The sequence below is a fragment of the Sphingorhabdus sp. Alg231-15 genome, assembly GCF_900149705.1.
GTDB lineage: Bacteria > Pseudomonadota > Alphaproteobacteria > Sphingomonadales > Sphingomonadaceae > Parasphingorhabdus.
This window is the reverse complement of the sequence record NZ_LT703001.1, coordinates 1462281-1476022: the sequence shown is the minus strand read 5'-3', so window position 1 is coordinate 1476022 and position 13742 is coordinate 1462281. Positions and strand designations below refer to the sequence as shown.

At 52.7% G+C, this 13742-nt stretch carries 16 protein-coding genes; 8 read left to right on the top strand and 8 right to left on the bottom strand.

The annotated features are described in order from the left end of the window. Positions 1-83: 83 nt before the first annotated feature. Both DG177_RS07275 and DG177_RS07270 read right to left on the bottom strand, forming a co-directional pair. The gene (locus DG177_RS07275) at positions 84-1514 is read right to left on the bottom strand and encodes an MFS transporter (protein ID WP_337658608.1); all 1431 of its coding nucleotides are present in this window, start codon (positions 1512-1514) and stop codon (positions 84-86) included. After that, entirely contained in the window at positions 1511-2347 is an 837-nt protein-coding gene (locus DG177_RS07270) for a glucose 1-dehydrogenase (protein WP_108812840.1), read from the bottom strand. The genes DG177_RS07275 and DG177_RS07270 overlap by 4 nt, the downstream gene beginning before the upstream one ends. Positions 2348-2567: 220 nt before the next feature. Here DG177_RS07270 and DG177_RS07265 point away from each other — a divergent pair, with 220 nt between their 5' ends. The 6 genes from DG177_RS07265 (at position 2568) to DG177_RS17695 (ending at position 7888) form a co-directional block, all read left to right on the top strand. After that, the gene (locus DG177_RS07265; protein WP_108810878.1) at positions 2568-3761 is read left to right on the top strand and encodes an acyl-CoA dehydrogenase family protein; all 1194 of its coding nucleotides are present in this window, start codon (positions 2568-2570) and stop codon (positions 3759-3761) included. 42 nt (positions 3762-3803) lie between these two features. Next, entirely contained in the window at positions 3804-4940 is a 1137-nt protein-coding gene (locus DG177_RS07260) for an acyl-CoA dehydrogenase family protein (protein ID WP_108810877.1), read from the top strand. Between the two features lie 13 nt (positions 4941-4953). Continuing rightward, complete coding sequence (locus DG177_RS07255; RefSeq protein WP_108812839.1) at positions 4954-5745, top strand: SDR family oxidoreductase; 792 nt, start codon at positions 4954-4956, stop codon at positions 5743-5745. An 80-nt stretch (positions 5746-5825) separates the two neighbouring features. After that, positions 5826-6359, top strand: coding sequence for a hypothetical protein (locus DG177_RS07250; RefSeq protein ID WP_108810876.1), 534 nt, complete (start codon positions 5826-5828; stop codon positions 6357-6359). 115 nt (positions 6360-6474) lie between these two features. After that, entirely contained in the window at positions 6475-7161 is a 687-nt protein-coding gene (locus DG177_RS07245; protein WP_337658607.1) for a DUF4197 domain-containing protein, read from the top strand. 445 nt (positions 7162-7606) lie between these two features. After that, positions 7607-7888, top strand: coding sequence for a hypothetical protein (locus DG177_RS17695; RefSeq protein ID WP_337658606.1), 282 nt, complete (start codon positions 7607-7609; stop codon positions 7886-7888). Between the two features lie 133 nt (positions 7889-8021). On the opposite strand, the gene DG177_RS17690 is transcribed toward DG177_RS17695, so the two are convergent. Further along, positions 8022-8174: a hypothetical protein gene (locus DG177_RS17690; RefSeq protein ID WP_337658605.1), complete on the bottom strand. Its 153-nt coding sequence runs from the start codon at positions 8172-8174 to the stop codon at positions 8022-8024. 48 nt (positions 8175-8222) lie between these two features. Between DG177_RS17690 and DG177_RS07235 the strand changes: the two genes are divergently transcribed. Continuing rightward, positions 8223-9158: an SDR family oxidoreductase gene (locus tag DG177_RS07235; protein WP_337658604.1), complete on the top strand. Its 936-nt coding sequence runs from the start codon at positions 8223-8225 to the stop codon at positions 9156-9158. A 21-nt stretch (positions 9159-9179) separates the two neighbouring features. Here the strand turns inward: DG177_RS07235 and DG177_RS07230 are convergent, their stop codons facing one another. From DG177_RS07230 to DG177_RS07215, 5 genes are all read right to left on the bottom strand, one after another. Beyond that, complete coding sequence (locus DG177_RS07230; protein WP_108810874.1) at positions 9180-9770, bottom strand: DUF1353 domain-containing protein; 591 nt, start codon at positions 9768-9770, stop codon at positions 9180-9182. 555 nt (positions 9771-10325) lie between these two features. Next, the gene (locus DG177_RS17685; protein ID WP_337658603.1) at positions 10326-10466 is read right to left on the bottom strand and encodes a hypothetical protein; all 141 of its coding nucleotides are present in this window, start codon (positions 10464-10466) and stop codon (positions 10326-10328) included. Between the two features lie 272 nt (positions 10467-10738). Continuing rightward, a complete protein-coding gene (locus DG177_RS07225; RefSeq protein WP_108810873.1) occupies positions 10739-11119 on the bottom strand; it encodes a DUF1304 family protein in 381 nt (126 codons plus the stop codon). 216 nt (positions 11120-11335) lie between these two features. Then, positions 11336-11953, bottom strand: a complete 618-nt coding sequence (locus DG177_RS07220) for a DUF1826 domain-containing protein (protein WP_108810872.1) — start codon at positions 11951-11953, stop codon at positions 11336-11338. Continuing rightward, positions 11950-13185, bottom strand: a complete 1236-nt coding sequence (locus DG177_RS07215; RefSeq protein ID WP_337658602.1) for a GTP-binding protein — start codon at positions 13183-13185, stop codon at positions 11950-11952. The genes DG177_RS07220 and DG177_RS07215 overlap by 4 nt, the downstream gene beginning before the upstream one ends. Between DG177_RS07215 and DG177_RS07210 the strand changes: the two genes are divergently transcribed. Continuing rightward, complete coding sequence (locus tag DG177_RS07210; protein ID WP_337658601.1) at positions 13166-13663, top strand: MerC domain-containing protein; 498 nt, start codon at positions 13166-13168, stop codon at positions 13661-13663. The genes DG177_RS07215 and DG177_RS07210 overlap by 20 nt on opposite strands. Positions 13664-13742 lie beyond the last annotated feature (79 nt).

The window sequence follows — 13742 nt, the reverse complement described above, 5'->3', positions numbered from 1 at the left end:
TTAACTATGCAATTAACTTATCAGAGCCGTCACGGCATGGCCACAGGGAAAGGAGCGATTGGGATTGGTTTTTATCCATCTTCCTATTCCGCAGGTGGTGATGCCGCGGTCAGCTTCGCGACGCGATCGCTATGGTCCTTTTCACTCAGTGGGAACAAAGTGTAGGCCCACGTACCAATAAGGCCAATGACAGTAATCATGCTTACGTAAATCAAAGCCAAATTGTCGACAATGGCCGGTTCGACCGAGCCGGGAGCTGCCTGTTCCGGTAGTTGAATGAAGGAGATGATAAGGCCAGAGAGCAAAATACCCATGCCACCAACCATTTTTTGCATGAACCACATGCCGGAAGAAAACAGACCTTCCGTTCGCTTGCCAGCTTCGAATGCATAGGCATCGGCAACGTCTGCCATCATCGACATGGTAAGGATCATCGCTGATATGCTTGAGGCGGTTGCGATCACAAGAAATGTAAAGAGAGTGGGAACCAGTAAGTCGGAACCGGGTACTGGAAATAGATCCAACATCCGCAACCAATAGGGCGCCGTGCCGATCATCAATGCAAATAATGTCAATATCGCGGCCCCTATGGGCTTTCCTGTCCGCTTGGAAATCGGGGTGACCAGGAGAAAGGCCATGATAACGCCGATGAACAATACCGCAGAATAGAGCGTGAACTCAGCCGATCCGAATTCCCACACATGAGTCAACAGATAGGGGGTCATGGCGAATGTGAGCCCCTGGTTGGTGTAGGCAAAGACGCCGGCGAACATCAAAAGCATGAATGGTGAAAAACGGAACGCCGCCAACATTTGATTGAAATCTTCTGCTGTTTCCGGGTGAGCGGCCTCGGATTTATAACCGCTTACTATTCGCTTGTGAGTGCTGATCGCTGACACAATGACGGCGAAGACCATGATGCCAGCGCCCACAATAGCATAGGAAGCATAACCATCTGCATTGAGCAATCCGACCGGATATTTCTCATTCGGAACCAAGAGAAAACCATAGGCGAGGACCATAATCCCGAGGCCGCTGGCCCAACCGAACAACGTCCGAAAGCGCAATATACTCGTACGGTCGTGATAGTCTTTGCTCAGTTCCGGAACCAGAGCCAATGAGGGAACTTCATAGGCTGAAAGAGAAAAGCGCACGAGCATCGCCATCGCTAACAGATAGAAAAACTGGACAGTTCCGCTGGCTTCGGGCGGATGCCACAAAAATAACCAGGCGATAGCAATGGGAACAGCCGATCCATAAAGCCACGGGTGGCGACGCCCAATCGATGTCCGGGTGCGATCGGTCATCTGACCAATGAGCGGATCGACAAAAGCATCCACAAACAGGGCAATTGCAATGGCTAAGCTAACCACGTCGGCGCGCATGCCAACAACCTGGTTGTAATAGTAGAGCAGAAAAACGGCGAAACCGTTATCCTTCACGCCATAAGCTGCGGCACCGAAGCCATAGAGAAGCTTGGTTTTTAACGGGAGTTTTTCAGCTGAATCTGTCAACGCAGGTGCTCCGGTAAAATGGCATCCAGCATACCCGGTGCTTCCGGGTCCCAGCTGGACTGCGTACCAACCAGCAATCCGCCATCGACCAACAAATGTGTGCCAGTAACAAAGCCTGCGGCATCGGATGCAAAATAGGCCACTGTCTCGGCAATATCGTCGGGAACGCCAGGCCGGGAAATGGGTTGAGCACCTGCTGCTGCTTGCCCCAAGACGCTATTGATCTGCTGCGCTTCCTCTTTGTTGGCGCCAACAGTAGCAGCAAAAATATTGGTTTGAATGAAGCCGGGGCAGATCGCATTCACTCGTATCTTATATTGCGCTAGTTCAGCGGCGGACAACTTGGTCAGATGCAAAACACCGGCCTTTGCCGTCGAATAGGCAACGGGGCCAAAGCCGGCCTGAAAGGCGCAGACCGAGGCCGTATTAATGATGGCGCCGCCACCCCGTTTTTTGAGGTGAGGTGCTGCGTGGCGGATACCCATGGCAACGGATTTGAGCAGCAATGCCATGGCAAAGTCCCAGTCGTCTCCGCTTATCTCGTCTATCGCATCACGCGGCCCACCGGCGCCAGCGTTGTTGAAGACAATATCAAGTCCACCGGTCTTCTCTGCAGCGTAATCCATCAGTGCTTTGACGTCCTCTTCCTGGGTGACATCGCATTTCTGGAAATGGAAACTGTCGCCGAGAGTGGACATCATTGCGGAACCTTCATCAGCATCAATATCGCCCATGACCACTTCAGCACCTTCACGCAAAAACAGATCAACGGTCCCGCGACCAATGCCTGATGAGCCTCCCGTTATGACAACGGTTTTGCCTTCAAATCGCATTTTATGGGCTCCTGTTTTTGGGCTGTTTTTCTTTGGAACATAGGCCGAGCCCGAATTGACCGTCAATCGATTCCGGTAATTGATCGGCTTGCCGCTACGGAATCCAGTGCGCCTGTCTATGGTCGATTATTTTTTCGATCTTTGCGCAAGCGGATCATTGAACCTTGGGCCTTATCTATGATAGTCAGATATTAATTGATCAATTAAAGGAATCACCATCATGTCTGATCTTGAAAGCTTCCGCGCAGAGACTGCTGCCTGGTTGGAAGCCAACTGTCCGCCAGAAATGCGCCAGCCTGTTGTCGATGAAAGCGATATTTGCTGGGGCGGGAAAAACCCAACCTTTAAGCCAGGGCAAAAAGAATGGATGGACAAAATGGCGGCCAAGGGCTGGACGGTTCCCGACTGGCCTAAAGAATATGGCGGCGGGGGTCTATCACGCGCTGAAACCAAAATCTTGCTTCAGGAAATGGGTCGGCTGAGGATTCGTTCTCCCTTGTCGAGCTTTGGCATCTGGATGCTTGGCCCCGCATTGCTGCACTTTGGTACCGAAGAACAGAAACTGCATTTTCTGCCGCCGATTGCACGCGGTGAAGTCCGCTGGTGCCAGGGCTATTCGGAGCCTGGGTCCGGATCGGACCTTGCTTCGCTGCAAACCTCGGCGGAAGATAAAGGCGACCATTATCTGATCAACGGTCAGAAAATCTGGACCAGTTACGCTGACAAAGCGGACTGGATTTTCTGTCTGACACGGACCGATAAATCGACCAAGCATAAGGGCATTAGTTTCATGCTGTTCGATATGACGAGCAAAGGTGTGGAGACGAAACCTATCGTCCTGATTTCCGGACAATCTGCATTTTGTGAGACATTTTTCGCGGATGTCGAAGTGCCAAAAACTTATGGCGATAGCGTGTCATCAGTGGTCGGTGAAGTAAACCGCGGCTGGGACGTTGCCAAATATCTGCTGGGACATGAGCGCAGCATGATTTCCGGTGACGGTTCTTCCGGGGCGACGTCGCTCGGCTCCAAATTTGCCGATCAATATGGCCGTGATGAAATGGGTCGGCTGGATGATCCGATGCTTCGGGCTCAGATGGCGGAAATGGATATCGATGTGTTAGCCTTCCGTGCGATGGCAGAACGTTTCGGCGATACTTTCAAAGCCAACCTATGCCATCCTGCACAGCCCAACATGATGAAATATGCCGGGACGGAGATTAACAAGCGTCGCCATGAATTGATCATGTCCGCTGGTGGTAGTGAAGTGTTGGAGTGGGAAAGTGATGCATCCAATGGCGGGCTGACCGCGCGCGGTTGGCTCAGGACCAAAGCAAACAGCATCGAAGGCGGAACCAGCGAAGTTATGCTGAACGTCGTTTCCAAACAGATCTTGCAATTGCCTAACGCTTAAGGGCGTAGGCAGTTAAACAATTATATTAGAGGGACAAAAGCGATGCCGCTTTACTTGAATGACGACCAGAAAATGCTGCAGGACAGCGCAGCAGATTTTATGAAGGGCGAAGGTAACGTCGCTCACTTTCGGGAATTTCGTGACAAAAACTGCAAGGACGGTTTCTCCCACGCGCTTTGGAAACAGTTCGCGGAAATGGGTTTTACGGGCATATTGGTTTCTGAAGATGAAGGCGGGTTGGGCCTTGGTCACACCGAAGCGGGTGTTGTCCTGGAGGAAATTGGCCGCAACCTTACGCCTTCTCCGTTTCTTGCGACAGCAGTTGCAGGTGTCGAGGCTCTGAACGCGGGCGGCAAAACGCTCCGCGACAAATATTTCCCAGGCATCCTTTCTGGCGACAGTGTGCTGGCCTTGGCGATCGACGAGGGCGCAAAACATCGTCCCGATCAAATTGCGATGGCAGCGACCCGCGAAGGTAACGGTTTCAAGCTCGATGGCAAAAAGCAATTTGTAGTGCAGGGTGGTTCGGCGGATACGTTGATCGTGGCGGCGCGGACCAGTGGCAGTTCTGGCGAAGATAAAGGCCTTACGCTTTTTGCCGTTGATACCAACGCTAGCGGATTGTCGAGAGACAGTGTTCGTCTGGTAGATAGCGCAATGGCGGCTCATGTCGAATTTGATGGCGTGGTCGTCGACGCTGATGCGGTTATCGGTGAAGTTGATGAAGGTGGGGCAGTGCTTCAGCGGATGCTCAATGCTGGCCGGGCTGGTTCGGCAGCAGAGACGCTTGGCGTTGGCGCCGGGGCCATGGATATCACCGTTGAGTATATCAAAGGCCGCAAGCAGTTCGATACGATTATCGGATCATTTCAGGCGCTGCAGCACCGGACAGCACATCTTTATAGCGAAATGGAGATCGCTCGGGCGACGGTGTTGAAAGCACAGCAGATGCTCGACGAAGGCTCATCAAAAGCCGAGATGATGGTGTCTGTCGCCAAGGCCAAAGCAGGCAAAGCGACAGCGTTGTCGGTCAAGGAAGGCGTGCAAATGCATGGCGGCGTTGGGATGACCGACGAATATGATATTGGCCTCTATATGAAGCGCGATCGTGCGCTGGCCGAATTTATGGGTGACGCCAACTATCACACCAACCTCGTTGCGGAAATGCACGGCTACTAAAAAGGATTTCATGATGGATTTTAACAAGCTATTTTCGCTTGAAGGCCGCGTTGCGCTGGTGACCGGCGGGCATCGGGGTATCGGTCGGATGATTTCCGAAGGCTTCCTGGCCCAAGGTGCGAAAGTCTACATCTCTGGCCGTAAGGCCGATGCCTGCGCTGCCGCTGCCGCTGAAATGGGTGATAACTGTATTTCTGTTCCTGGCGATGTCAGCACGGTTGAGGGTTGCAAGGCCCTTGCTGCGGAGATTGCCAAGCATGAAGAGAAGCTCGACATATTGATCAACAATGCCGGCGTGGCCTGGGGTGAGGAATATCTCAGCTTCCCAGAATCGGGTTGGGACAAGGTGATGGACACCAATGTCAAAGGGCTGTTCTTCCTAACTCAGGCGCTGCATCCCCAGCTGAAAGCAGCAGCCAGCTTTGATCGGCCGGCAAAAGTTGTCAATATCGCTTCAATCGATGGCTTCAAGGTCAATCCTTGGGAAACCTACAGCTATCAGGCATCGAAAGCAGCGGTGGTTCATCTTACTCGCAAGATGGCTTCCAAGCTGATTTCTGACGACATCATCATGTCCGGCATCGCTCCGGGTGCCTTTGCTTCCAACATGAACAAAGCGGCGCGCGACTATGAAGACGCCGTCGAAAAAGGTATCCCGGCGAAACGCATTGGCCGGCCGGAGGATATGGCTGCGGCAGCTATCTATCTGTCCAGTAGCGCAGGCGACTATGTGGTGGGCACGACCCTGATTGTTGACGGCGGTGTCGTGAATGCGGCCAACCCTGGAGCAACGATTGAGCCCTAACACCATATGGGGCTCAACCATCTACTTGACCTAATCTCTCCATACTGTATTATATTAACAATACAGTATGGAGATTTTCGATGACCAATAAGTTTCTTGTCGCGCTTGCCGCCGTTCCGTTGACCCTGTCCGCTTGCTCTGGCTCTGAGACGGAACAAGGTGATGACGGTTTCGAAATGTCGATTGATGTGGACGGTGAGGGCGGCGACAAAGCTGACAGCATCAAAATCGGCGGTAAAGGTGGAGATAGCAAATTTTCAATCAAGACTGACGGCTTCTCGATGGATGTTGATCTCCCCCAGATTTCCATTGATAGTGACGATTTTGATTTGAACAACGTATCGCTATATCCAGGTTCGAAAGTTACAGGGCTGAATGTGGAAGATAAAGACGGCGAAGGCGGAAAGGTCATTTTGAACTTTGATGCACCAACCAGTACCGCCGATTTGGTATCCTGGTTCGAACAGAAAATGACGGACGAAAACTTCGTTGTTGAAAAGGATGGCAATACGCTTTCTGGCAAAACTGACGAAGGCGATCCGTTTCTGCTTGAACTAACCGAAAAAGGTGCGGACGAAACTAGCGGTAAGCTTGAGTTTTCGGAAACCAACTGATCGAAACCAGCCGGATAGTCGCGGTACAACTATTTACACAATTTGGTGAACCTGTTCAGCTTCTCGCGAAAATGCTATGCTATGGTGAACGGCATAACATAGCAGGAGCGGGATAATGCGGAATACATCCAAGAAACTGAAATTGATTGCAGCAACGACGATGATGGCGGTGCCCTTATCGATGACCCCGCTATTGTCTGCCCCGGCTCATGCGCAATCTGCCGGAGTGAAGGGTCTGTTGGGCAATGCATCCGATGGAGCGCTCGACAAGCTGTCACAGCCGGGCGCCTTTTACGCAGATAAGGCGGTGCGTGTTTTATTGCCGGGTCCGTTGAAGAATGCGACCAAGATCCTGCGTTTTACCAGCAAGGCAGGTTTGACCAAGGACATCACCAAGAACCTGAATGATGCAGCCGGCAAGGCAGCGCTGGAAGCCAAGCCGATATTCCGATCAGCCATCGACAATCTGACTCTGACGGACGGGGTGGGTATCGTCACCGGCGGTGGGACTGGCGGAACTGATTATCTGCGCAAGACCTCGGGCGAGGAGCTCGCGGTGAAGATCCGCCCGCTGGTCGAGAAAGCCTTGGGCGAGGTGGGTGCCTATAAACAGGTCGAAAGCCTTGGTTCTATCTCTGCGCTTTCTTCACTGGGTGGGCTTGACCTTTCCCGTGATGGTTTGACCGACAGTGTGACCGAACAGGCGATGGACGGGATATTCTCCTATATCGGTGCGGAGGAGAGCAAGTTCCGCAAAAACCCATTGAAGAAGGGTAAGAAGCTGCTCGAAGGCATTCTTTAGGCGCGGCCTCGCTCACCTCAATTGATTGCAAAAACTGCAACTAATTAATCTCCGTTTTCAATTGAAACTTAACGGTTTGACGACCATTTCCTGACTATCAGTTAGACAGGAAAAGTGATGTTTGATCGGCGTTTTTAGAAACAGGAGATTGTCCCATGAAAACGCTTTTCAATATAGTAGCCGCCCTGAGTGTTAGCAGCATCATCATGATGACGACCATTCAGGTTTAACGACTACAGATTTTTTCAGTCCCGGTTGCCTCCCCCTCCTCCCGATGGGCACCGAGACTGTTCCGACGGCCCGGCCCTTTCAAGATATCCCCCTATTAGAAAGGCCGGGCCAACGGATTTTTGCCTTGTCCACAATCCGGCCAGTGTTTTTCCACAAGAAAGATCAGCATCTGTGGATAAGTCGCCTTTCAGCATTTGGAGCGACTCGCAAACACGTGTCATATACAATTCATCGGACGGAGTTTGATCCAACCAGCGACAAGTCAGCGATGACCCGTTGGGGCGATTTGAAGCCAGAAGATAATCGAGACGAACATAGTGTTTTTCGCAAGGAAAATAAGATGATCTTTCGATTGATGATTGAAAGAAACCCGAGAAGCAAAGGCGCAAGCCGGAGTGGATCAGATGGACAGCAATCATCGGGTGACTGGACCAATATCGGGTTTAAACCGAAACAGAATTGCGCAAGCGACGATGTGGAAAACCGAAAACCATAACGGTATTGGCCCGGAAACCGGACGCCGGACAAGCGGACGTTGAAATCGCAAGAGGACAGCATCCCCAATCAGGCGCAGTGGGAGCCGTGAACCGAACTTGTTCGGCGACCGGCTCCCATTTTTTTTGCGTGCTCTATTCCGGCCGTAACCTGCAGCGCGGAGCGGCTGTCCCACCTTGATTCGGCTCGCCTTTATCCAGCCCACCTTCACCCAGCCCGCCTTCATCCAGCCCGCCTTGACACGGTTTGTGATGATCCCGTTCTTTTTGATAGGTCCTTTCAACCATATTTTCCTTTCCGCCGCGTAGCTGGTATCGCTTACAGGCTGGAAAGGCATGAAATATGCCGCAACCGCTAATCTAGGACAGGACAATATGGATATTTCAAAACTCATGTTTCGCGAAGCCCTGATGAAGGGTGAACGTATATTGATCACTGGTGGTGGCACCGGCCTGGGCAAGGAAATGGCCGAGGGTTTCCTGAAGCTTGGCGCTGAAGTCCATATTTGTGGTCGCCGCGGCGATGTGTGCAAAGCGACGGCCGAAGAGCTAGTCAAAAAACATGGCGGTACGGTGGTTCCACATCCCTGTGATATCCGTAACGCGGAGATGATCAGCGAAATGAACGACCTGATCTGGTCGCAGCATGGCCCGCTAACCGGGCTGGTCAATAATGCGGCCGGCAATTTCATTTCGCGCACCGAGGATTTATCGGTGCGCGGCTTTGACGCGATTGCCAATATCGTCTTCCACGGTACATTCTATATGACCCATGACATAGGCAAGCGCTGGATCGCGGCTGGTGATCAGGGCAGCGTTCTTTCCATCCTGACCACCTGGGTCTGGAATGGCGGGCCGTTCACGGTCCCGTCGGCCATGTCCAAGGCCGGTATCAACGTCATGACGCAGAGCCTGGCCACCGAATGGGCGCGCTATGGTTTGCGTCTGAACGCCATTGCGCCAGGGGCTTTCCCGACCGAAGGCATGTCCAACCGGCTCGCACCGAGCAAAGGTGATCAGGATAAGATGAGCAGCAGCGTCCCGATGGGCCGTGTCGGCGAGATGGACGAACTGGTGAATCTTGCCGCCTATCTGATGGGGCCGGGATCACAATATCTGACCGGACAGACCATTGCGATCGATGGCGGCGCCTATAACGCAACCGGCGGCAATTTCTCTGCCCTGACCGCATGGGGCGACGAACAATGGCAGGCGGCACGCCAGGCGATTGAGGGCCAGAACAAGAAGGACCGCGCCAAGCGCACGGTGTAATAGCAACGGTAACGGCCTTGGTCATTCGGTGGCGCCCAATTGCTCCTCGATCATGGCCTCGACATCGGTGACGGTCGCGCATTTTTTGGCGAAATCATCGCACATTGCCTCAAACGCCACCGGGTCGGTTTCGCGCCGATGCCAGAGAGTCAGGTCGGGCTGCGCCTCGGGTATTTCCGCCGGCTCCATCTGTTTCAGGCTGCTATAGGCTTCTGGCAACATAGTTTCGGCCAGCTCGGCGTTATAGGCTGCTGCAACGTCCCAGCGCGGCCCGGCATAATAGACTGCAGCATACATGATCCGTGCCTTTGCTCCGCTGACCTTTGAGGTGCGCATTGCTTCGTAGAACATCCGGTGCGTTGCCTTCCATCCCCGCGTGCGGACATCGCAATACCAGTCGTGCACTACGGATGCCTTGCGATACCGGCCGACAAATGGACTGCCGAGGATCGACCAGGCAAATTGCGGTATCGATGCCCCGTTAACCCGCGTCATGGCAGGCACGCTCCACACCAGCTGCGCATCGTCGATAAAGGCAAAGCGATTGAGCAGCGTCATGATCCGCCCATCCTCATCCCATTCAAAGCGTGGCCGTCCGGTATAATGTGCCATGTTCGTCCTTTATGCTGGTTTTTGTTCCGGTTTTTCAGCTATTTTCCTGATCAGTATAACATATTTCCCATTCAGTGATCCTCATCACAATATTGTGAAATATCTTCCGCTACCACAATCAGGCGATGTCGCTTATTTCGCAACATATTGCGGGGGGCGGCGACATCGCACTTCCCTTTGGGATCCCTCATATGGGTAACCTCCGGAAGTCCGATGGTTCTGCGACCCTCCATCGGGCTTCTTGGAAGGGGGGGCTAGTGTCACGATCACCGCGACGTTCTTCCTTTTTCACATAAAATCATCCCCAGTGAGCCTGATCACAGTTATTTTATCCTTTTCCGCGATAACAGGGTTTACGGCGGCTTAAGCTTCACGCGAGGGCACCGTAAATATCGGGAGTCCGGCGGCATCTGCGACCCAGCCGTCGGGCTCTCTCCGATTTCTCCGCTATCCTGAAATCATGTTTTGCTTCGGCCTAGCCGTTGAAAGCCGGTTGATGGCCAAGCCGGTGCGAAGTTGACGATGTGAACCAGTCCCTATGCGTTGTTTTAGATTTTAGGCGGATGTCCGTGAGCGCTGCACAAAGGCCACCGCCGTTCGGATGTTCCCGCAATTGGCGAGCGCCTCGAGATACTTAACGCGCACCTCTGCTGTCCAGCCATCGTGACGCGCAGTGGGCAGGGGATTGTTCGTCACCAATCACCTCCCGCGCGATACTCCCATTGATATTTTTCGGAAATTTTTCATCATATGTCATCATCATCTTCCTTTTCCATCTCCGCTCGCAACTATCATCGGCAGAGGACCACATCGTCGTGATGGGGCTAAATAGGTACGTTAGAAGAAGATCTATAACCTATATGGATATATGTAGGAAAGGAGTCTATATGGGTGGCCCAGCTTATGTGAACCGCCAGTGTGACCTAGCCGTGTGAACCATCCGTATGAACCAGCCGTTTGACGACTGATCAGCTCTTTGCCGAACGTCTCGACAGCAAAAGCAAAATCAATGCCGCAGCGGCGGGGACTGTCTGAACATAGAATATTTTGAAATCAGCCGTGGCCGCACCAAAGACGCCCGCAGTGGCCACGAATAGCAGGAAGCAGACGGCAATATTGATCTTCCATTTTGCATCTTTGATCAACAATGACCATGTCAGCCCGGCCGCAAGAAAGGCGTTGTAAATGCCTTGGTTGGCGGCCAAAACCTTGGTTGGCTCAAACAAGTCGGCAGAAATGGATGTGAATATTTCCGGACCTCTGGTCGTCCATGCGAAAATCTCGAACCAGGCGATATAAAAATGGAGCAACGCAATGAGCGCAACGATAACCAGTCCGGCAATTCTCATGAGATTTCCTCCCTCACCAGACACTTAGCATTCGCGGGTCGGTTGGTCCAGAACAGGGCAGGTTAGCTTTCCCGCGCCGTCGTGCCCGGTTCAACCGCTGACATGTTGCCATTTGTGAAAGCGGCCTTTGCGGGTGATGATATTGAAGGCAATTGCGGCGAATTACCGTTCTAACAAACAGCAGAATTTATTTCTCTTTGGTGATCTGGATTAATGTTAAACAGCCCTACTTCGCTGAACTGGGTTTATAACCAGCATCAGCCGCTCTTCGCCAGTGCCTTCTATCGGCGGGGAGCGATGGATAGCGGGGGTGTCTTGTGACCAGAGACGGCCCTTGAACAGGGCAACATCGCCCGCTCGCATCTGCTGTATATTATGGGGATCACCACAATCACAATCGGCTGCATCATCACCATCTAACCATTGCGTGCCTTGCCCCAAATAGGTGGTGATCAGCCGCGCTGTGACATAATCTGCGTGAAATTTCCTGCAGGCATTTGTGGTGACATGCTCCAGCCGGACTTCGACAAACTCGCTCCGCATCACCTTGGCGAAGCGGTTGGCGAGCGCCAGAACATCTTTGTGCAATATGTTCCGAGCATCGCCTCTTTCATGGCCTGCATCGTCAAGAGCGTCATCTAGGGTGGTCGACAGCTTTTCGACATCTGCGGTAAAACGGACGTCGAATATGCCATCCAGGTTAAGCGCCGACAGTCCGGGTGGTGTTGATCGTTCCCAAATGGCAATTGCTGTGCCTTCGTCCCGGATCGCATTCAGGGCTTCTGCATTGCCCGCAATGAGCGCGATCGAACGCTCTTTTATATCCACGCTCATTCAGCTGACTCCAACATCGGTTGAGGGGCTTCCCATGCAGGGAAGGGATCGGCAAGTGTTGCCCATTGCTCTGGGGTAAAGGCATCAACTTCGACCAGACAGGCGTCGAGCTCGCGGCGGATGCGCGCCTCGTCCATGCTGATACCAATGAACACTAGTTCCTGCCGCCGGTCGCCCCATGTGGGATCCCAGTGGCGCATGACAAAATGTTCAAAGCTGCCGTCATCTGGCCAACGATTTTTCGGCACCGCTGCCCACCAGCGGCCCATGCGAGAGGTGATGGTTTGGCTGCCAGCCACGGCCAGCTCGCCCAGATAGTCGGGGCGAGTGGCAAGCCAGAAATGCCCCTTGGCACGGATAACGCTATCGAGACCGTTTTGGGTCAGGAAATCATAAAAGCGCTTGGGATCGAACGGACGGCGGGCGCGATAGACAAAACTCTCTACGCCATATTCCTCTGTCTCCGGACGGTGGCTGGCATAATCGAACAGCTCTTTTGCCCAAAGTGGATGGGTTTCGGCCTTCTCGTCATCAAACAGTCCGGTGTCGAGAATCTGATCAAGATCGACCTTGGCGTAATCCGCATCGATAATCCGGGCATCTGCATTTAGAGAAGCGACAACCTGTTTTACCACAGCCAGTTGTTCGATAGATACATCGCTCGCCTTGTTGACGATGACAACATCGGCAAATTCAATCTGCTCAACCAACAGGCTTACCAGACGGCGGTCATCACCCTCACCGGCGGTTTCGCCTCTGTCAGCCAGGAAATCATGGCTGGAATAATCATTCATCAGGTTGACCGCATCGACCACAGTGACCATGCAATCGAGCCGGGCAGCATCGCCCAAACATTGTCCTTCCTCGTCACGAAACGAAAAGGTCGCTGCGACCGGCAGTGGTTCGGACACGCCAGTGCTTTCAATGACGAGATAGTCAAAGCGACCTTCCTCAGATAGCTTGCGGACCTCAAGCAGCAAATCATCACGCAGCGTGCAGCAAATGCAACCATTGGTCATTTCAACCAGCGTCTCTTCAGATCGCGACAAAGCCGCCTCTCCGCCGCGCACCAGATCGGCGTCGATATTCACTTCCGACATATCATTCACGATCACCGCAACCCGCTTGCCATCGCGGTTACCAAGAATGTGGTTCAATAGCGTGGTCTTGCCTGCTCCCAGAAAGCCGGAAAGGACGGTCACGGGTAGACGCATGCTGGCATTAAAAATCATAAAACTGAGTCCTTGCGAATCATGTAATGTTGTATCATATCATAAATGTTTAATTTCTAACCGTGAAGCCTGCAAGGAAAATACAAAAGTGACTCCACAACATACGAACCGGCTTGAAACTTCGGCGGTGCTCTTGTCAGGCCTTTGTGTTGTCCATTGCTTAGGCCTTCCGCTGCTTTTGGCTGCCATTCCTGCATTAGCTAACGTCTTGGCATTACCGGAAGCGGTGCATCTTTACATTGTCTTGTTGGCATTGCCTTTGAGCCTGTCGGTCCTTGCATATGGTACCTGCCAACATAAGTCGGTCATCCCACTGGCAGTGGGCGCTGCGGGACTTTTGTCCATGACAGTCGCCCTTACTGCGAAATATCATAACGATGAAATTATCCTGAGCAGTATTGGCGCTATCATTGTCGCATTTGCCCATATCAATAACTGGAAGCGTCGTGCACGATGTGTGGCCGATGGCGGAATTTGAAATTGGAGCGCCGGAAAGCCTTTGTCATAGATGAACAGGTCTGGAAAGTTCTCAACAACAGCACGCGGCCCGTTGGCGC

Bases quoted from the DNA above. Each gene is read 5' to 3' on its own strand.
- DG177_RS07270 (WP_108812840.1), bottom strand. From the start codon at position 2,347: ATGCGATTTGAAGGCAAAACCGTTGTCATAACGGGAGGCTCATCAGGC.
- DG177_RS07265 (WP_108810878.1), top strand. From the start codon at position 2,568: ATGTCTGATCTTGAAAGCTTCCGCGCAGAGACTGCTGCCTGGTTGGAA.
- DG177_RS07260 (WP_108810877.1), top strand. From the start codon at position 3,804: ATGCCGCTTTACTTGAATGACGACCAGAAAATGCTGCAGGACAGCGCA.
- DG177_RS07255 (WP_108812839.1), top strand. From the start codon at position 4,954: ATGGATTTTAACAAGCTATTTTCGCTTGAAGGCCGCGTTGCGCTGGTG.
- DG177_RS07250 (WP_108810876.1), top strand. From the start codon at position 5,826: ATGACCAATAAGTTTCTTGTCGCGCTTGCCGCCGTTCCGTTGACCCTG.
- DG177_RS07245 (WP_337658607.1), top strand. From the start codon at position 6,475: ATGCGGAATACATCCAAGAAACTGAAATTGATTGCAGCAACGACGATG.
- DG177_RS17690 (WP_337658605.1), bottom strand. From the start codon at position 8,174: ATGGTTGAAAGGACCTATCAAAAAGAACGGGATCATCACAAACCGTGT.
- DG177_RS07235 (WP_337658604.1), top strand. From the start codon at position 8,223: ATGAAATATGCCGCAACCGCTAATCTAGGACAGGACAATATGGATATT.
- DG177_RS07230 (WP_108810874.1), bottom strand. From the start codon at position 9,770: ATGGCACATTATACCGGACGGCCACGCTTTGAATGGGATGAGGATGGG.
- DG177_RS07225 (WP_108810873.1), bottom strand. From the start codon at position 11,119: ATGAGAATTGCCGGACTGGTTATCGTTGCGCTCATTGCGTTGCTCCAT.
- DG177_RS07220 (WP_108810872.1), bottom strand. From the start codon at position 11,953: ATGAGCGTGGATATAAAAGAGCGTTCGATCGCGCTCATTGCGGGCAAT.
- DG177_RS07210 (WP_337658601.1), top strand. From the start codon at position 13,166: ATGCTGGCATTAAAAATCATAAAACTGAGTCCTTGCGAATCATGTAAT.
- DG177_RS07215 (WP_337658602.1), bottom strand. From the start codon at position 13,185: ATGATTTTTAATGCCAGCATGCGTCTACCCGTGACCGTCCTTTCCGGC.